At 72.7% G+C, this 17,520-nt stretch carries 16 protein-coding genes; 11 read left to right on the plus strand and 5 right to left on the minus strand.

The features are described from left to right. Window positions 1–92: 92 nt before the first annotated feature. Together AB0E14_RS36435 and AB0E14_RS36440 are read right to left on the minus strand one after the other, a co-directional pair. Window positions 93–2,990: a tetratricopeptide repeat protein gene (locus tag AB0E14_RS36435; RefSeq protein WP_362428690.1), complete on the minus strand. Its 2,898-nt coding sequence runs from the start codon at window positions 2,988–2,990 to the stop codon at window positions 93–95. Further along, a complete protein-coding gene (locus AB0E14_RS36440; RefSeq protein WP_362428693.1) occupies window positions 2,987–4,798 on the minus strand; it encodes an HSP90 family protein in 1,812 nt (603 codons plus the stop codon). The genes AB0E14_RS36435 and AB0E14_RS36440 overlap by 4 nt, the downstream gene beginning before the upstream one ends. Before the next feature lie 165 nt (window positions 4,799–4,963). On the opposite strand from AB0E14_RS36440, the gene recG reads away from it, so the two are divergent. The 8 genes from recG to mutM all read left to right on the plus strand — a co-directional run bounded on the left by recG (window position 4,964) and on the right by mutM (window position 12,343). Beyond that, window positions 4,964–7,180, plus strand: coding sequence for an ATP-dependent DNA helicase RecG (recG, locus tag AB0E14_RS36445; RefSeq protein WP_362428696.1), 2,217 nt, complete (start codon window positions 4,964–4,966; stop codon window positions 7,178–7,180). Between the two features lie 72 nt (window positions 7,181–7,252). Further along, entirely contained in the window at window positions 7,253–7,837 is a 585-nt protein-coding gene (gene rsmD / locus AB0E14_RS36450; RefSeq protein ID WP_362428699.1) for a 16S rRNA (guanine(966)-N(2))-methyltransferase RsmD, read from the plus strand. Window positions 7,838–7,863: 26 nt separating this feature from the next. After that, window positions 7,864–8,355, plus strand: a complete 492-nt coding sequence (gene coaD / locus AB0E14_RS36455; RefSeq protein WP_362428730.1) for a pantetheine-phosphate adenylyltransferase — start codon at window positions 7,864–7,866, stop codon at window positions 8,353–8,355. A 110-nt stretch (window positions 8,356–8,465) separates the two neighbouring features. After that, window positions 8,466–9,515, plus strand: coding sequence for an ATP synthase F0 subunit B (locus AB0E14_RS36460; RefSeq protein ID WP_362428702.1), 1,050 nt, complete (start codon window positions 8,466–8,468; stop codon window positions 9,513–9,515). 185 nt (window positions 9,516–9,700) lie between these two features. Further along, entirely contained in the window at window positions 9,701–10,306 is a 606-nt protein-coding gene (locus tag AB0E14_RS36465; RefSeq protein ID WP_362428705.1) for a DUF177 domain-containing protein, read from the plus strand. Between the two features lie 2 nt (window positions 10,307–10,308). After that, a complete protein-coding gene (rpmF, locus tag AB0E14_RS36470; RefSeq protein WP_015036448.1) occupies window positions 10,309–10,482 on the plus strand; it encodes a 50S ribosomal protein L32 in 174 nt (57 codons plus the stop codon). A 19-nt stretch (window positions 10,483–10,501) separates the two neighbouring features. Next, window positions 10,502–11,359: a ribonuclease III gene (gene rnc / locus AB0E14_RS36475; protein WP_362428708.1), complete on the plus strand. Its 858-nt coding sequence runs from the start codon at window positions 10,502–10,504 to the stop codon at window positions 11,357–11,359. 123 nt (window positions 11,360–11,482) lie between these two features. After that, complete coding sequence (mutM, locus tag AB0E14_RS36480; RefSeq protein ID WP_362428711.1) at window positions 11,483–12,343, plus strand: bifunctional DNA-formamidopyrimidine glycosylase/DNA-(apurinic or apyrimidinic site) lyase; 861 nt, start codon at window positions 11,483–11,485, stop codon at window positions 12,341–12,343. Here mutM and AB0E14_RS36485 read toward each other — a convergent pair. The 3 genes from AB0E14_RS36485 to AB0E14_RS36495 form a co-directional block, all read right to left on the minus strand. Next, window positions 12,333–12,734, minus strand: coding sequence for a helix-turn-helix domain-containing protein (locus AB0E14_RS36485; protein ID WP_362428714.1), 402 nt, complete (start codon window positions 12,732–12,734; stop codon window positions 12,333–12,335). The genes mutM and AB0E14_RS36485 overlap by 11 nt on opposite strands. 66 nt (window positions 12,735–12,800) lie before the next feature. Beyond that, window positions 12,801–13,085 (minus strand): hypothetical protein, encoded by a 285-nt coding sequence (locus tag AB0E14_RS36490; protein ID WP_362428717.1) that lies wholly within the window; start codon window positions 13,083–13,085, stop codon window positions 12,801–12,803. A gap of 171 nt (window positions 13,086–13,256) precedes the next feature. Then, complete coding sequence (locus AB0E14_RS36495; RefSeq protein ID WP_362428720.1) at window positions 13,257–14,093, minus strand: CAP domain-containing protein; 837 nt, start codon at window positions 14,091–14,093, stop codon at window positions 13,257–13,259. Between the two features lie 168 nt (window positions 14,094–14,261). On the opposite strand from AB0E14_RS36495, the gene AB0E14_RS36500 reads away from it, so the two are divergent. The 3 genes from AB0E14_RS36500 to AB0E14_RS36510 form a co-directional block, all read left to right on the plus strand. Further along, a complete protein-coding gene (locus AB0E14_RS36500) occupies window positions 14,262–14,543 on the plus strand; it encodes an acylphosphatase (protein WP_362428723.1) in 282 nt (93 codons plus the stop codon). A 394-nt stretch (window positions 14,544–14,937) separates the two neighbouring features. Further along, window positions 14,938–15,153, plus strand: a complete 216-nt coding sequence (locus AB0E14_RS36505; RefSeq protein WP_352190317.1) for a hypothetical protein — start codon at window positions 14,938–14,940, stop codon at window positions 15,151–15,153. Between the two features lie 210 nt (window positions 15,154–15,363). Further along, window positions 15,364–17,520: AAA family ATPase (locus AB0E14_RS36510; RefSeq protein ID WP_362428727.1), on the plus strand; the 2,157-nt coding region annotated here is incomplete at its 3' end.

The raw sequence follows: 17,520 nt of genomic DNA on the forward strand, positions 1-17,520 counted from the left end.
GGGCGCGGCGGGGTTGCAGCCCCGGTCTCGACAGGGTTTCGGGAAGGGGCGGGGTGGGGGAATCGCCCCCGGCACCCGCCACGACCCACCCGTCACGCCCCCGCCCGCTCCAGCACCGCCTCCGCCTCGGCCCGCCGCTCCGCAGCGGCCTCGCCCTCCGGTCCAGCCGCAGCCGTCCCCGCCGCCACGCGGTCGTACTCCGCCAGCACCCCCCGCGCCAGCGCCGCCGCCGACGCGCCGTCGTCCAGCCGGAGGTGGAGCCACGCCGCCAGCAGCTCCGCCGCCGTACGGCGGTCGCGGAACTCCGGGCCCGCCGCGGCGAACTCCGCCGCCGCCCGCGTCGCGTACGACAGCGCGACGCCCAGGCCCCCGGCGTCCACGTCACCGTCGCCGAGCAGCTCCGCCGCCTGCACGTACGTGTCCCCGCGCGCCACCACGTCGGCGCCGCACGCCTCCGCCGCCGCGTCCATGAGGGCCCGCCCGCCCCCGGCGGCGCCGGCGATCCAGGCTCGTACCCGCAGGGTCCGCACGTACGCGGAGGCGTCGCCCAGCGCGCGCCACAGCTCGCCCGCCCGCTCGTACGCCGCCGCGGCCTCCGGCCGCAGCTCCGCCTGGAGCAGGGCCTGCCCGGCCAGGTTCGCGAGCATCGCGTGGTCGTGCTGCTCCGGCCACTCCTTCGCCAGCTCAGCCGCCCGCAGCCACTGCTCCGCCGCCGCCCGGGGCTCGTTCAGCGTCACGAGGCACTCGCCGAGCCACCACAGCGTCTGGACGACCATGCCGGCGCCGTGCTCGTCCACGGACAGGTCGGGCAGCACGGACTCCAGGACCGCTGCCGCCTCCTCGACCCGGGACTCCCGCAGCAGCCAACCGCCCAGCTGGTGCCGTGCGTACGCGCCGATGCCCCGGCTCTCGCCCGCCTCGTCGGCCCAGTGCGCGGCCTCCAGGGCGTGCGCGGCGGCCTCGCCGAACCGCTCCGACGCGCCGAGGACTTCGGCGAGCTGCAGCCGGAGCCGGCTCTGCCCGGCCGCCCCCGAGTGCTCCGCGCCGTGGTCGAGCGCCGCCCGGGCCGCGCGCTCGGCGGTCTCCAGGTCGCCGGTGTGCAGGGAGACCCGGGAGAGCCGGGCCTCGGGCTCGACGGCGAACCAGGGCAGCCCGGCCCGGTGGTAGAGCTCGGCGGCGTACGCGTACTGGCGCGCCGCCCCCTCGGCGTCCCCGGAGTGCGCGGCCAGATCACCCCGTACGGACTCGGCCTCGGCGGCCCGGTCCGCGACCAGCGGATCGCCGGTGTGCGCGGCGGCGAAGGCCACCAAGGCGTCGAGCGCCTCCGCGAGCGCGTCGACGGCCTCGGGCAGCCCGCCCGCCGCGATGTCCTCGCCCGTCGACTCGTCCTCCGCGTGCAGCCCCAGCAACCCCACCCGTACCCGGGACAGCAGCGTCCCCGCCACCTGGCGGGGCGTCGCCAGGCCCTCGGCGTGGAGGGCCTGGACGCGGGTGACCGCCTCCTCGACCGCAGCGCCCGCCTCCGGCAGCCGGTCGTCGAGGGCGAGGGCGAACGCGGCCCTGGCGCGGGCCGCCTGGGCCTCGCCGGGGTCGCCCGCCACCTCGTAGCCCTCGGCAGCGCGGAGGAACAGGCGGACCGACTCCGCCGGGCCCGCCTCCATGGCGATGGCCCGGTGGTCGTCCAGCTCGGCACGGCCGAGGGCGTCCAGTTCGAGGCTCCCCGCGGCGACCGCCGCGGCCACGGCCTCCCACGCGGCCCGCGCGGCGGGGTTCCGCTCCGCCGACAGGCGTCGCGCCTCCGCGAGCAGTTCGCGCGGCTCCGGCGCGGGCTCCGGCGCGCGCACCGCGGCCGGCACCGCCACCGGGACCGGTCCCACCGCCCGTACCCCCAGCGGCAGCCGGTCCAGGAGCGGCGCCGCGTCCATCCGGGCACGCGCCCGCTCGCCCACCCGCGCCGTGCCGTTGCGCTCGTCGAAGCGCCGCGCGATCGCCAGCGCCTCCACGCGCGCGTGGGCGCCCAGTTCGGCCGCCGTCCACGAACCGCCCGCGGCCCTCGCGGGCCCCGGCACCGGCTGCCCGCCGAGACCCCGCGCGACCAGGCGGTCCATGAGCAGCGCCGTCACGGACAGGAAGCACATCAGGCTGTCGGGGTCACCGCCGTCGGTGAGGTACGCCGGCCGCTCGGCCAGAATCTCCAGGCCCCGCGCCTCGTTGCCGGTCAGCGCGCAGAACTCGATGTGGTCCGCCACCGCGCCGCGCATGCTCTCCAACGGCCGCACCAGGCGGTAGCCGCGCAGATGGTTCACCCGGGCCTCGTCGGTCCTGCCGAGCCGCACCAGCGGCATCAGCGAGGAGGCGAGCACCGCGTGCGGCTCGTGCGCGCAGACGTGCTCGCCCGAGAGCACCGGCTCCCAGGTCCGCAGCGCCTGCTCGTCGTCGCCGCGCTCCGCCGACCACCCGCCCTGCCCGTGCAGCTCGCAGGCATGGCAGTCGGCCATCGGGTCCCGGTCGGCCGCCAGCCACGCCCCGTAAGCCCGGTCCGCCCGCGCCAGGTCGCCGATGTGCCGCGCCACCCGGAACTCACCCTGCCGCACGGCCCGTTCGGAGTGGCCGGCCAGCCGGTAGCGGTGCTCCATCTCGCCGAGCCACTTCTCGATCGACGCCAGCGGGATGTGCGGCTGGTCGAGCATCCCGCTGGAGACCCACTTGAAGACCCAGTGCAGGGTGTGCGTCTCGTACGCGTCGAAGTCCCCGGGGTTCTCGTCCCACATCCGCAGCAGCCGCGAGAAGGGCACGAACATCTTCGCCTTCTCGGAGCTGTAGTTGTACGCCTGGAGCTGGTGCCCGAGCGCCTCGATGACGGCCAGCGGCTCGCCGAGCTGCTCGGCCTCCACGAGGAGCCGCTCGGCGCGCGCGTTGCGGGCGGGTCCCTCCGGCTGCCGCGCGTTCTCCCGCAGGGCCTCGCGCAGGGCCTCGAAGGTCAGGGTCATGCGTCGTTCTCCCCGTGATGGGCGGCCCAGGTGAGGAGCCCCGCGAAGGCCCGGTTGAGCAGCGCCGAGTCGGCCGGCCGCAGCGGCCGCTGCGCCATCAGCAGCGCCTGCCCGTAGAGCGCCTCGACGGCCGTCCCCGCCAGCTCCCGGTCGTCGAGCGCGCCGATCCGGCGGATCGTCGGATTCAGGTGGTTGAGGACGAGCCGCGCCCTCGGCGCGCTGCCGCGCAGCGAGCCGAGGATCCCGGCCCACAGGTCGTCCGCCTGCTCCTCGGCCTCCGCCCTGGCCTGCTCATGGCGGGCCGCCCGGTCGTCCAGGTGCAGCGCGGGCACGGTCAGCGGGTGGAAGGAGCGCAGCGACACGTCGCAGCCGAGCGGGTCGAGGGTGGCACGCGCCACCGACAGGAACGCCGAGAGCGCCAGCTCCTGCGCCGGGTCGACGGAGTCCAGATGGGCGGTGACGGTGTCGGCGTCCAGCTCCGCGACGGCGGTGCCGGGACGGACCTCGGGAAGGCGCTCCACCAGCTCCGTGTCGTAGGTGTAGCCGCCGTTGACCACACCGATGCCCTGCGCGGTCGCGATCGCGGCGACCTGCCGGTACTCCTCGACGGTCCGGGTGTAGTGCACGACCGGGTGACGGCGGGCGAACTCCTCCAGCGAGAGCCGGCCGTCCGTCGTCTCGAACGGCAGCCACGGCAGCATCGTCCGCAGCATCTCGGTGTCGTGCCGGGCCAGCGACTTCACCCCGAGGTGGTGCACGGCGAGGAACTCCTCGAGCCGCTCCGGGGCGCCCGCGGCGAGATCGCCGAGCCAGTCCCGGACGGCCTCGCCGAGCGCGTCCCGTACGCCGGCCAGCGTCTCGTCCTCGTACAACGCCTCGCGCGAGGCCGTCGGCCGCAGGCTGTCGGTGTCCAGGACGCAGCGCACGAAGAACGCCCAGTCGGGCAGCAGCCCGTCGGCCCGCTCGGTGAGCAGCATGCCCTTCAGGTGCACCCGGTGCCCCGCACGCTGGGCCGGACTGACGGCCGACGGCAGGACGTACGCCACGCCCCGGATCCCGGCCAGCGGCAGATCGAGGTCGATCGAGTCGAGGGGGGTGAAACCGAACGTCTCCTGGCAGTGGCCGGCCAGCGCCACCCGCCGCGCCGCCGGGCTCGGGTAGGCCCGGTCCCAGGGCGCCGGGAGGGCGGTGATCTGCTCGTCCCCGACCCGTACTTCGTACGGGAGGAGGGAGCCGTACACCCGGGCGAGCGCGAGCACCCGCTCCTCGGCCAGCCATTCCCCGGAACCGGGGCGCGCGGTGAGGTGCACGGTGGTGCCCGGCTCCGGCCGCGCGCTCTCCGGGAGCGTACGGACGGTGTACGAACCGTCGTCGCGGGCCGTCCACTCGACGGGCGGTTCGTCCGGCGTGCGGGCGCTGCGGCTGACCACCCGGATCTCGGCGGCGACGACGAAGCAGGCGAGCAGCCCGATGCCGAACTGGCCGAGGAACTCGGCCCGCGCGCTCGCGATGCCGGCCGCGTCCGCCCGCTTCGAGCTGCGACCGATCGTGGCCAGCAGGCTGTGCACGTCCCGCTCGGTCAGACCGATGCCGCTGTCCTCGATCCGCAGAACCGCGCCGTCCGCGTACAACCGGACCCGCGCCGGGGCGTCGGGCTGCTCGGCGCGGCGCGCGGTGATGGCGTCCACGGCGTTCTGCAGCAGTTCGCGGAGGTAGACCCTCGGGCTCGAATAGAGGTGGTGGGAGAGGAGATCCACGAGTCCGCGCAGATCGACCTGGAAGGTGTGCGGTGTCTGATCAGCAGTCATCGTCGCTGCGCCGGTGGGGGGACGAGCGACGGCGCGGGTCGGGCGATCCCGGCGGGCGGTGATCGCGGAGCGGGGAGGGTGCCGCGTCATCCTAGGCGTCACGGCGCCGACGTGACCAGGAGATTTCCACAGCCTGCGGGACGCATGTCAGTGCGGTGGTGTGCAATGGAACGCGTGCCAGTGCTCGACGAACCCCTGAAGAACCTGCTCGGCGCCGCCACCGCGAAGGTGATGGCCGAGCACCTCGACCTGCGGACGGTCGGGGACCTCCTGCACCACTACCCCCGGCGGTACGCCGAGCGCGGCGAGCTCACCGCCCTCGCCGACCTGCCCCTCGACGAGCACGTCACGGTCGTCGCGCAGGTGGCCGACGCCCGCGTGCTGACCTTCAACAAGGGCGGCCGGGGCAAGGGCCAGCGCCTGGAGGTCACGATCACCGACGGCAGCGGCCGGATGCAGCTGGTCTTCTTCGGCCGGGGCGTCCACTTCCACCAGAAGGAGCTGCTGCCGGGCCGGCGCGGGATGTTCGCCGGCAAGGTCGGGGTCTTCAACCGCAAGCTCCAGCTCACCCACCCCGAGTACAAACTCCTGGACGCCGAGAGCAGCGACGAGACGGTCAAGGCCTTCGCGAACGAACTGCTGCCGATCTACCCCGCCTGCAAGCAGCTGGAGTCCTGGACCATCGAGCAGTCCGTCTCCATCGCGCTCGACTCCCTCGCCGCCACCGGCTGGGCCGGTCTCGCCGATCCGCTGCCGCCCGCCCTGCGCGAGGGCCGCGGCCTCACCGAGCTGCCCGAAGCGCTCCAGAAGGTCCACCGGCCGCGGACGAAGGCCGACATCGAGGACGCCCGGGAGCGACTCAAGTGGGACGAGGCGTTCGTCCTCCAGGTCGCCCTCGCCCGCCGCCGGTACGCCGACACCCAACTGCCCGCGGTCGCCCGCAGGCCCACCCCCGGCGGGCTTCTCGACGCCTTCGACGCGAAGCTGCCGTTCACCCTCACCGACGGCCAGAAGAAGGTCACCAAGGAGATCTTCGACGACCTCGCCACCGAGCACCCCATGCACCGCCTCCTCCAGGGCGAGGTCGGATCGGGCAAGACGATGGTGGCCCTGCGGGCCATGCTCGCCGTCGTCGACGCCGGGGGACAGGCCGCGATGCTCGCCCCGACCGAGGTCCTCGCCCAGCAGCACCACCGTTCGGTGACCGAGATGATGGGCGAGCTCGCCGAGGGCGGGATGCTCGGCGGCGCCGAGCACGCCACCAAGGTCGTGCTGCTCACCGGCTCCATGGGGACCGCCGCACGCCGCCAGGCCCTGCTCGACCTGGTCACCGGTGAGGCCGGGATCGTCATCGGCACGCACGCGCTGATCGAGGACAAGGTCCAGTTCCACGACCTCGGCCTGGTCGTCGTCGACGAGCAGCACCGCTTCGGCGTGGAGCAGCGCGACGCCCTGCGCGGCAAGGGGAAGCAGCCGCCGCACCTCCTGGTCATGACCGCCACGCCGATCCCGCGCACGGTCGCCATGACGGTCTTCGGCGACCTGGAGACCTCCGTCCTGGACCAGCTCCCCGCCGGGCGCTCCCCGATCGCCAGCCATGTCGTCCCCGCCGCCGACAAGCCGCACTTCCTCACGCGCGCCTGGGAACGCGTGCGCGAGGAGGTGGAGAACGGCCACCAGGCGTACGTCGTCTGCCCGCGCATCGGCGACGACGAGGACGAGAAGAAGGCGAAGCAGAAGGCGTCCCCCGAGGACGAGGCGGAGAAGCGGCCCCCGCTCGCCGTCCTGGAGGTCGCGGAGAAGCTCCGCTCCGGCCCGCTCGCGGGTCTGCGCGTCGAGGTCCTGCACGGCCGGATGCACCCGGACGACAAGGACGACGTCATGCGCCGCTTCGCCGCCGGCGAGGTCGACGTCCTGGTCGCCACCACCGTCATCGAGGTCGGCGTCAACGTCCCCAACGCCACGGCCATGGTGATCATGGACGCCGACCGGTTCGGCGTCTCCCAGCTCCACCAGCTCCGCGGCCGCGTCGGCCGAGGCTCCGCCCCCGGCCTCTGCCTCCTCGTCAGCGAGATGCCCGAGGCCAGCCCCGCGCGCCAGCGCCTGACCGCGGTCGCCTCCACCCTCGACGGCTTCGAGCTCTCCCGGATCGACCTCGAACAGCGCCGCGAGGGCGATGTCCTCGGCCAGGCCCAGTCCGGCGTCCGCTCCTCGCTGCGGATGCTCACCGTCATCGACGACGAGGAGGTCATCACCGCCGCCCGCGAGGAGGCCACCGCCGTCGTCCTCGCCGACCCCGACCTCTCCGACCACCCCGAGCTGCGCACCGCGCTCGACGCCCTCCTGGACAAGGAGCGGGAGGACTTCCTGGAGAAGGGGTGACGTCACCCCGCGCCGACCGGCCATATCGTGGAGGCACTGACCCGAGAACCGCAGAAGGAACAGGGACCTCCCATGACCCGCGTGATCGCCGGCACCGCCGGCGGACGCCGACTGGCCGTGCCGCCCGGCAACGGCACCCGTCCGACCTCCGACCGGGCGCGCGAGGGCCTCTTCTCCACCTGGGAGGCGCTCCTCGGCACGCTCACCGGGACCCGCGTCGCCGACCTGTACGCGGGCTCGGGCGCCGTCGGCCTGGAGGCCCTCTCCCGGGGCGCCTCCCACGCCCTGCTCGTCGAGGCGGACCAGCGCGCGGCGAGGACCGTACGGGAGAACATCCGGTCACTCGCCCTGCCCGGCGCCGAGCTGCGCACCGGCAAGGCCGAGCAGATCGTGACGGGACCGGCCCCCGCCGAGCCGTACGACCTGCTCTTCCTCGACCCTCCGTACGCCGTCTCGGACGACGATCTTCGGGAGATCCTCCTCACACTCCGCTCCGGGGGCTGGATCGCGGAGGACGCCGTCGTCACCGTGGAGCGCAGCACCAGAGGCGGCGAATTCGGCTGGCCGGACGGTTTCGAACCGCTGCGGTCCCGTCGCTACGGCGAGGGAACGTTTTGGTACGGTCGCGCCGCCTCTACGTGCGAAGACGCACGATGACCGGACCGGAGAGCGAGGGACCCAAGTTGCGCCGCGCCGTCTGTCCGGGGTCATTCGACCCCATCACCAACGGACATCTCGACATCATCGCCCGCGCCTCCAAGCTGTACGACGTCGTACATGTCGCGGTGATGATCAACCAGTCCAAGCAGGGACTGTTCACGGTCGACGAGCGGATCGAGCTGATCCGCGAGGTCACCGCGGACTTCGGCAACGTCGAGGTCGAGTCCTTCCACGGCCTCCTGGTCGACTTCTGCAAGCAGCGAGACATCCCCGCGATCGTCAAGGGCCTCCGCGCGGTCAGCGACTTCGACTACGAGCTGCAGATGGCGCAGATGAACAACGGGCTCTCGGGCGTCGAGACCCTGTTCGTCCCCACCAACCCCACCTACAGCTTCCTGTCGTCCTCCCTGGTCAAGGAGGTCGCCGCCTGGGGCGGCGACGTCTCCCACCTGGTCCCGCCGGCCGTCCTCGGCCGGCTCACCGACCGCCTGGCCGAGCGGCGCGGCCGACAGTGACCCCGCGCGACCGTCGCTGACGGTCCGTCACCTGGTGTCGGACGGGGGACGACTGCCCTTACAGTCGTCCCGTCCGTCTCCATCCAGCTGTAGAGAGTGGCGAGCACACGGTGGACGTGCAGAAGAAGCTCGACGAGATCGTTGCGACGATCACCAACGCCCGCTCCATGCCCATGTCGGCGTCCTGCGTGGTCAACCGCGCCGAACTGCTGGACATGCTCGAAGAGGTGCGGGAGGCCCTGCCGGGCTCGCTGGCCCAGGCGCAGGAGCTGATCGGCGGTCGCGAGCAGATGGTCGAGCAGGCCCGGCAGGAGGCCGAGCGGATCATCTCGGCCGCCCACGCCGAGCGCGGCACCCTGATCTCCGACACCCAGGTCGCCCGCCAGTCCCAGGACGAGGCCGACCGGATCCTCTCCGAGGCCCGCCGGGAGGCCGAGGAGATCCGCGCGGAGGCGGACGACTACGTCGACTCCAAGCTCGCCAACTTCGAGGTCGTCCTCAACAAGACCATCGGCTCCGTCGACCGGGGCCGCGAGAAACTCCTCGGCCGCGGCCCGGGCCTGGACGAGAACGGTTACGCCGAAGAGGACGCCCCCGAGTACAGCGCCGACCCGCAGACCCTGATCAGCCGGGCCGACGAGTACGTCGACGCCAAGCTCGGCGCCTTCGAGGCCGTCCTCTCCAAGACCCTGGAGGCCGTCGGCCGCGGCCGGCAGAAGCTGCACGGGCGGATCGCCACGGACGATCTCGGCGCGCACATGGCCGCCCAGGACGCGGCGGGCGGCGCCGTGCACACCAGCGACGCGGACTACCTGGCCGGACTCGCGGAGCTGGCCGACCCGGAGCCGGTCCAGCAGCCCGCCCACCAGCAGACCCCGCAGATCCCGGCCCAGCAGCCGGACCCGTACGCGTACCAGCAGCAGGATCCCTACGCGTACCAGCAGCAGGTCCAGCACGCGGACCCGTACGGCTACCAGCAGCAGGACCCGTACGCGTACCAGCAGCAGGCGCAGCACCAGGCCCCCTACGCGTACCAGCAGCCGCAGCACCAGCCGCAGGCCGCCGCGCTCGACGAGACCAGCTTCTTCGACACGAGCATGATCGACCTGGAGCAGCTGCGGCAGTACGAGCAGGGCCACGGCCACGGTCAGGGCCACTGAGCGAGCGGGCCCCCGGGGTCCGGATTGGGCCCTGAGCGAAGCGTCCAGTATCCTGGCTCTTCGGTCGCGCGTATGCCCGCGATCCATGCTGCCCGCTTCGTCTCTCGATTCGAACACGGCAGCCCCCTCACGAACCGAAAGCAGGAAGAGCCCTGAGCACGCGCCTCGACCACCGCAACCCCCTCGTGTTCGACACGCACGAGCTGGGGCGGCGTCCTGGTGCCCTTCAGCGGCTCTCCCGTTCGGTGGCGGCCCCCAAGGACTTCGGTGTCGAAGGGGTCGTCGGCGTGCCGGAAGGCGCGGCCGTGGAAATCGATCTCCGTCTTGAGTCGGTCATGGAAGGGGTGCTTGTCACAGGCACCGCCCGTGCGTCGGCCGAGGGGGAGTGCGTAAGGTGTCTGGAGCCCGTCGAGTTCGATCTCGATGTGGACTTCCAGGAGATGTTCTCGTACCCCGACTCCGACGACCGGGGCCGCTCGAAGGCGGTCGCGGACGACGAAGCCGAGGACGACGAGGACATGATCCCCCTCGAGGACGGCATGTTCGACCTCGAACCCGTGCTGCGTGACGCGGTGGTGCTCGCACTGCCGATGCAGCCGGTGTGCCGGGAGGACTGCGAAGGTCTGTGTTCCGAATGCGGAACCAACCTGAACGACAACCCGGACCACCACCACGATGCCGTCGACATGCGTTGGGCGGCACTGCAAGGACTCGCCGGTTCGCTGGGAACCGATGAGAAGGACAACATGAGCGGCGCCGAAGCTGGCGTCGACGAGAAGCAGGAGAAGTAGCCGTGGCTGTTCCGAAGCGGAAGATGTCGCGCAGCAACACGCGCCACCGCCGGTCGCAGTGGAAGGCTGCGGTCCCCACCCTGGTTTCGTGTGAGCGTTGCCAGGAGCCGAAGCTGCAGCACATCGCGTGCCCGAGCTGCGGCACCTACAACAAGCGCCAGGTCCTCTCGGTCTGAGTGGCTGGTGAGAGGCGCGATGTCTGAGTCCATCAAGACGGACAATGCCTCGTCCCACACGCTTCTGGAAGGGCGGCTCGGGTATCAGCTCGAGTCCGCCCTTCTGGTGCGTGCGCTGACGCACCGCTCGTACGCGTACGAGAACGGCGGCCTGCCCACCAACGAGCGTCTGGAGTTCCTCGGGGACTCGGTGCTCGGCCTGGTGGTCACGGACACGCTGTACCGCACCCACCCCGACCTGCCCGAAGGCCAGCTGGCCAAGCTGCGGGCCGCGGTGGTCAACTCGCGTGCGCTGGCGGATGTCGGTCGCGGCCTCGAACTCGGCTCCTTCATCCGGCTCGGCCGGGGCGAAGAGGGCACGGGTGGCCGGGACAAGGCCTCCATCCTCGCCGACACCCTTGAAGCGGTGATCGGCGCGGTCTATCTCGACCAGGGCCTCGACGCGGCCTCGGAGCTGGTCCACCGGCTCTTCGACCCGCTGATCGAGAAGTCCTCGAACCTCGGTGCGGGCCTGGACTGGAAGACCAGTCTCCAGGAGCTCACCGCGGCCGAGGGTCTTGGTGTCCCGGAGTACCTCGTCACCGAGACGGGGCCGGACCACGAGAAGACCTTCACTGCTGCCGCCCGCGTCGGTGGTGTCTCGTACGGCACCGGCACCGGCCGCAGCAAGAAGGAAGCGGAACAGCAGGCGGCCGAGTCCGCCTGGCGCGCGATTCGCGCGGCGGCGGACGAGCGTGAGGCAGCGGCGAAGGCCGCGGCCGAGGCCGGCGACACCGGTCACGCCGACCACGCCGGCGACGCCGTTCCGGCCGCCGAGCGGTCGGAGCAGCCGGAGAACGGCGGGGTGCCGACGCCCGCCGACGAGGCTTCCGCCTGACCCTTCGTCTTCGACGCCCCGGGCCGGGACCCCCACACGGGTCCCGGCCCGGGGCGCTTTCGTGTCGGTGCCCGGCGGTAGGCTTTCCGGGCACCGTTCCCGTACCCCCTCCGGAGGAGTCCCGTGCCCGAGTTGCCCGAGGTCGAGGTCGTACGGCGCGGTCTTGAGCGCTGGGTCGACGGGCGGACCGTGGGCGAGGTCGAGGTCCTGCACCCGAGGGCCGTGCGCAGGCACCCGGCCGGCGGCGCGGACTTCGCGGCCCGCCTCAAGGGCCACCGCTTCGGGACCGCGCGCCGGCGCGGCAAGTACCTCTGGATCCCGCTGGCGGACTCCGACGCCTCCGTCCTCGGCCACCTCGGGATGAGCGGCCAGCTGCTCGTCCAGCCCGAGGACGCCCCCGACGAGAAGCACCTGCGCATCCGCGTCCGCTTCCAGGACGGCCTCGGCACCGAGCTGCGCTTCGTCGACCAGCGCACCTTCGGCGGGCTCTCGCTCCACGAGAACACGCCGGACGGACTGCCCGACGTCATCGCGCACATCGCCCGCGACCCGCTGGACCCGGAGTTCGACGACGCCGTCTTCCAGGCCGCGCTGCGTCTGCGCCGGACGACGATCAAGCGGGCGCTGCTCGACCAGACACTGATCAGCGGGGTCGGCAACATCTACGCGGACGAGGCGCTCTGGCGCGCCAAGCTGCACTACGAACGCCCGACCGCCGGGCTCACCCGCCCCCGCTCGGCCGAACTGCTCCAGCACGTCCGCGACGTCATGAACGCGGCCCTCGCCGCGGGCGGGACCAGCTTCGACAGCCTGTACGTGAACGTGAACGGCGAGTCGGGCTACTTCGACCGCTCGCTCGACGCCTACGGCCGCGAGGACGAGCCGTGCCGCCGCTGCGGGACCCCGATGCGCCGACGGCCCTGGATGAACCGGTCGAGCTACTTCTGCCCGCGCTGCCAGCGCCCGCCGCGCGCTACGGCGTGAGTCGGGCGGCCTCCCGGGCCGCGTCGTACCGCTCGCGCGCCGAGATCACCTGCGGCATCCGGCCCTCGACCAGCTCGAAGAGGCCGACGAGGCGTTCCGCGACCTCCTGGCCCAGCGGCGTGAGCGTGTAGTCCACCCGGGGCGGGTTCGTCGGCTGGGCCTCGCGGTGCACGAGCCCGTCGCGCTCCAGGGCGTGCAGGGTCTGCGACAGCATCTTCTCGCTGACCCCGACGACCCGGCGGCGCAGCTCGTTGAAGCGGAACGACCCCTCATGGAGCGCGCCGAGGGTGAGGCCGCCCCACCGCCCGGTCACGTGCTCCAGCGTGCCCCGCGACTGGCAGGCCCGGGCGAACACGTCGAAGGCGAAGTCGGCAGCGAGGTCGTCACTCATGGCTTCACCGTACTCCGGCACCGTACGTCCGCACAGCGCTCACCAGGAGACAGTGCTCCCGGGTCGCTACCCGGCGGCCGCGACCGTGCCGGCCGTGACCTGAGGAGGGTTGGGGAGCAGGGACGCGAGGTTGTCCCTCACGAAGTCCGCCGCCCGCTCGATCGACTCCTCGGCCCCGGATCGGTCTTCGAAGACGCTGGTGGAGACCATCACTCCGTCTCCGGCGTCCACCCAGTAGTAGGCCACGAAGCCGGGGACCCGGCGGAGGAGAGGTACGAATCCCTCGTCCACTCGACGTCCCGCCTCGGCGGAGTCGGTCACTCCTTCGTAACGCCGAATCACTGCGTACATGGCTGATCTCCTCCGGGATCCCAAGGACACCTTGCGCGAATCGACCTTCCCTCACCCAGTGTCTCAGCAGCGGCTCCCCGCCCGCCGTGGACGCGGCGTGGGCCGCCCCGGTCGCCGATGACGGCCCCGGGACGGCCCACGAAAGCTCTTAGGTCGCTGACCTGCGGAAACTCAGAAGCCGAAGTCCTGGGTCCACCACGGGCCGCCGTCGGCGAAGTGCACGCCGACGCCGAGCGTCGTGTAGTCGCAGTTCAGGATGTTGGCGCGGTGGCCGTCGCTGTTCATCCACGACTCCATCACGGCCGCAGCGTCCGCCTGGCCGCGGGCGATGTTCTCGCCGGCCATGCCGGTCACGCCCGCCTGGCGGGCCCGCTCCCACGGGGTGTCGCCGTCGGGGTCCGTGTGGTCGAAGAAGCCGCGCGCGGCCATGTCGGCGCTGAAGTCGCCCGCGAGCTTCGCGAGCGCCGCGTCCGAGCGCACCGCGCTGCAGCCGACCTTGGTCCGCTCGTCGTTGACCAGGCGGACGACCTCGGCCTCGGCGGCAGCGGCGCGGCTCAGGGCCGGGGCGGCGGGCGCCTCGGGGGCTTCGGTGCGCGGGGCGGGCTTCGCGGTCGTGGGGGCCGGCTCGGGCTTCGCCGTCTTCGACGGCGTGGCGGCCGGCTTCGAGGGCTTCGGGGCGGCGGTCGTCTTCGACGGCTTCGGCTTCGGCGACGGGGTCGCGGAGGGGGACGAAGGGGCGGTGCTCGGGGCGGCCGGCTTCTTGTACGCGGAGGCGGACGCGGACGACGGGCTCGTCGGAGAGGTGGACGAGCCGCCCTGCGTCGTCAGCTCCGGGGCCTGCCGGGACTGGGTCTGCTCCGTACCGGAACCCGCGCTGCCCACGGTGAGGGTGTCCCCGCCGGGCAGCAGGCCCGAGGTGAAGGCGACCGTGCCGACGGCGACCGCGGCGGAGGCACCGAGCAGTCCGGTGCGCAAAGGCGTGCCGCGCCTCCTGCGATGGCGTCCCATCCCGCTGCCTCCCTGACGTTCTGCGGTGCTGTCTTTGCTGATCTTTGCTTCTGCGGGCTTGTCGAATGCAGTGCACCCGAACGGGTGAGTCGCATTCGGTCGGGACTGTACGCCATGACACGAGGGGGTGGTGTGCTCTGTGATTAATTGGCCAGCTAGCGTTCAGTCATGAACGAAGACGTCCGGCTGACCGCCTGGGTGCGCGGCCGAGTACAGGGAGTGGGCTTCCGCTGGTTCACCAGGGCAAACGCGCTGGAGATCGGCGGCCTGGCCGGCTTCGCCCTCAACCTCGACGACGGCCGCGTCCAGGTCGTGGCCGAGGGGCCGAGTGAGAATTGCCACCGTCTCCTCGACTGGCTGCGCTCCGCCGACACTCCCGGGCGCGTCGACGGGGTCACAGAGATATGGGGCACTCCGCGCGGCGGCTACGACGGCTTCGCGATCCGCTGACGACCCCCTCGATCCGGCTCCGTCCGATGGCCTGCGCGGCCCTCGGGCGGACGTTCGGAGAAGGGTCGCCGAAGGGGAAATGACCTGCTGGTTGCCGAGAAGGGCTTGCGGTGCGCTGTCGCGCGCGGAAGGATGATCGCGACGCCCCTGAGGCACCGAGTTGCGAGGCGCCGCCGCCTGCTGTGCGGCCGCGGACCCCCCGGTCGCCCCTTGATACAGGGCGTGATCGTGTTGACCGTCAAACTTTTTGGTGAGACTCTGGAATCCCCGCGCACCTTAGTTGTTTGGCAGTACGAACCGGCACGACATGAAGCACTGCCGAGCACCGCGGGTGCGAAATCCCTCACGACCCACACCGCTTCGGTCGGTCACTCAGTGTGGAGGACCATCCATCATGGCAAAGGCGCTTCTCGGTTACGTCGGCGGCTCCGACCCGCGACTCCTCGCCGAGATGCGACGGCTTCAGCAGCGCGTCCAGGACCTCGAGTCCGAGCTTGTGCGGATTCAGTCCGAGAACGACGCGCTCAACGCTGCCGCCGCACAGCATGGCGAGTCGCTGCTCGACAGCATCGACCTCGACGTTCCCAAGGCGGAGCCTGCGCTCACCTGACAGTCGGCACCATCGGACAGTCAGCCCCGACGGTCAGCCCCGTGCCGGGGCAAGGTGAGAAACACTCTCGCTGGCACAGCTAGATATGCAAGGGACGCTCAGGCGTCCCTTCTTTCTTGAGTCCCCCAGGTCCCACCCCCGGTTCTTACCGGAGGGTGTGCCCTGCACCTTCATGGGTGAAACGCGCAACCCCAGGTAGAGTCCCGGGGCGTGCATCTCAAGGCCCTGACGCTCCGCGGTTTCAAGTCGTTCGCCTCCGCCACCACGCTGCGGTTCGAACCGGGAATCACGTGTGTCGTCGGGCCGAACGGGTCCGGCAAGTCCAACGTCGTGGACGCGCTGTCCTGGGTCATGGGCGAGCAGGGCGCCAAGTCGCTGCGCGGCGGCAAGATGGAGGACGTCATCTTCGCCGGCACGACCGGCAGGCCGCCGCTCGGCCGCGCCGAGGTGTCGTTGACGATCGACAACTCCGACGGTGCCCTGCCCATCGACTACGCCGAAGTCACCATCACCCGGATCATGTTCCGGGGCGGCAGCAGCGAGTACCAGATCAACGGCGACACCTGCCGCCTGCTCGACATCCAGGACCTGCTCTCCGACTCCGGCATCGGCCGCGAGATGCACGTCATCGTCGGCCAGGGCCAGCTCGACTCCGTCCTGCACGCCGACCCGATGGGGCGCCGCGCCTTCATCGAGGAGGCCGCCGGCGTCCTCAAGCACCGCAAGCGCAAGGAGAAGGCGCTGCGGAAGCTGGACGCGATGCAGGCCAACCTCGCGCGCGTGCAGGACCTCACCGACGAACTGCGCCGCCAGCTCAAGCCGCTCGGCCGTCAGGCGGCCGTCGCCCGCCGCGCCGCCGTCATCCAGGCCGACCTGCGCGACGCCCGCCTGCGGCTGCTCTCCGACGACCTCGTACGCCTCCAGGAGGCGCTGCGGACCGAGGTCGCCGACGAGGCCGCGCTGAAGGAGCGCAAGGAGAGCGCCGAGAACGAGCTGAAGGCCGCCCTCGCCAAGGAGGCCGACCTGGAGGACGAGGTCCGCCGGCTCGCCCCGCGCCTCCAGCGCGCGCAGCAGACCTGGTACGAACTCTCCCAGCTCGCCGAGCGGGTGCGCGGCACGATCTCGCTCGCCGACGCGCGGGTGAAGAGCGCCACCGCCCAGCCGCCGGAGGAGCGCAGGGGCCGCGACCCGGAGGACATGGAGCGCGAGGCCGCCCGCATCCGCGAGCAGGAGGCCGAGCTGGAGGCCGCCCTCGAAGCGGCCGAACGCGCCCTGGAGGACACCGTCGCCCACCGCGCCGACCTGGAGCGGGAACTCGCGGTCGAGGAGCGGCGGCTCAAGGACGTGGCCCGTGCCATCGCCGACCGGCGCGAGGGACTCGCCCGGCTGCACGGCCAGGTCAACGCCGCCCGCTCGCGCGCCGCGTCGGCCCAGGCCGAGATCGACCGGCTCGCCGCCGCCCGGGACGAGGCGCAGGACAGGGCCGTCGCCGCGCAGGAGGAGTACGAGCAGCTCAAGGCCGAGGTCGACGGACTCGACGCGGACGACAGCGAACTGGGGGAGCGGTACGAGAAGGCCCGCCGCGACCTCGGCGAGGCGGAGGCCGCGCTGACCGCCGCCCGGGAGGCCGCCACCGCCGCCGACCGCAGCCGCGCCGCGACCCGGGCCCGCCACGAGGCGCTCTCCCTCGGCCTGCGCCGCAAGGACGGCACCGGGGCTCTGCTCGGCGCCCGTGACAGCCTGACGGGGCTGCTCGGCCCGGCCGCCGAACTCCTCACCGTCACCCCCGGCCACGAGGTCCCGCTCGCCGCCGCGCTCGGCGCGGCGGCGGACGCGGTCGCCGTCACGGGACCTGCCGCGGCGGCCGAGGCCCTGCGCCTGCTCCGCAAGCAGGACGCGGGCCGCGCGGCGCTGCTGCTCACCGGGGTCGCCGAGGAGAGCGGTTCGCCCGGCGCCGGCGCCGGCTCCTCGGCCGTCCCCGCCACCCGGCTCGTCGACGGACCCGCCGAACTCATCGGCGCCGTCCGCCGGTTGCTCCGGGACGTCGTCGTGGTCGACGGGCTCGACGAGGCCGTCGAGCTGGTGCGGGCCCACCCCGGGCTCACCGCCGTCACCGCCGAGGGCGACCTGCTCGGCGCGCACTACGCGCAGGGCGGCTCCGCAGGGGCGCCCAGCCTCCTCGAAGTGCAGGCCTCCGTGGACGAGGCCGCCGCCGAGCTGGAGGAGCTGGAGGCGCGCTGCGAGGCGCTCGCCACCGGGCAGCGGGGCGCCACCGAGGCGCGCCGCACCGCCGCCGCGCTCGTCGAGGAGCTGGCCGGCTCATCGGCGGCCTCTCCCAGGCGCTCGGCTTCCGCACGGACCTGCCGT

The sequence above is a fragment of the Streptomyces sp. NPDC047981 genome, assembly GCF_040653315.1.
Classification (GTDB): domain Bacteria; phylum Actinomycetota; class Actinomycetes; order Streptomycetales; family Streptomycetaceae; genus Streptomyces.

Excerpts from the sequence above, each read along its gene's own strand:
- AB0E14_RS36440 (WP_362428693.1), bottom strand. The coding sequence starts at position 4,798 with ATGACTGCTGATCAGACACCGCACACCTTCCAGGTCGATCTGCGCGGA.
- recG (WP_362428696.1), top strand. The coding sequence starts at position 4,964 with ATGGAACGCGTGCCAGTGCTCGACGAACCCCTGAAGAACCTGCTCGGC.
- AB0E14_RS36435 (WP_362428690.1), bottom strand. The coding sequence starts at position 2,990 with ATGACCCTGACCTTCGAGGCCCTGCGCGAGGCCCTGCGGGAGAACGCG.
- AB0E14_RS36490 (WP_362428717.1), bottom strand. The coding sequence starts at position 13,085 with ATGTACGCAGTGATTCGGCGTTACGAAGGAGTGACCGACTCCGCCGAG.
- rsmD (WP_362428699.1), top strand. The coding sequence starts at position 7,253 with ATGACCCGCGTGATCGCCGGCACCGCCGGCGGACGCCGACTGGCCGTG.
- AB0E14_RS36485 (WP_362428714.1), bottom strand. The coding sequence starts at position 12,734 with ATGAGTGACGACCTCGCTGCCGACTTCGCCTTCGACGTGTTCGCCCGG.
- AB0E14_RS36495 (WP_362428720.1), bottom strand. The coding sequence starts at position 14,093 with ATGGGACGCCATCGCAGGAGGCGCGGCACGCCTTTGCGCACCGGACTG.
- AB0E14_RS36500 (WP_362428723.1), top strand. The coding sequence starts at position 14,262 with ATGAACGAAGACGTCCGGCTGACCGCCTGGGTGCGCGGCCGAGTACAG.
- rnc (WP_362428708.1), top strand. The coding sequence starts at position 10,502 with ATGTCTGAGTCCATCAAGACGGACAATGCCTCGTCCCACACGCTTCTG.
- AB0E14_RS36505 (WP_352190317.1), top strand. The coding sequence starts at position 14,938 with ATGGCAAAGGCGCTTCTCGGTTACGTCGGCGGCTCCGACCCGCGACTC.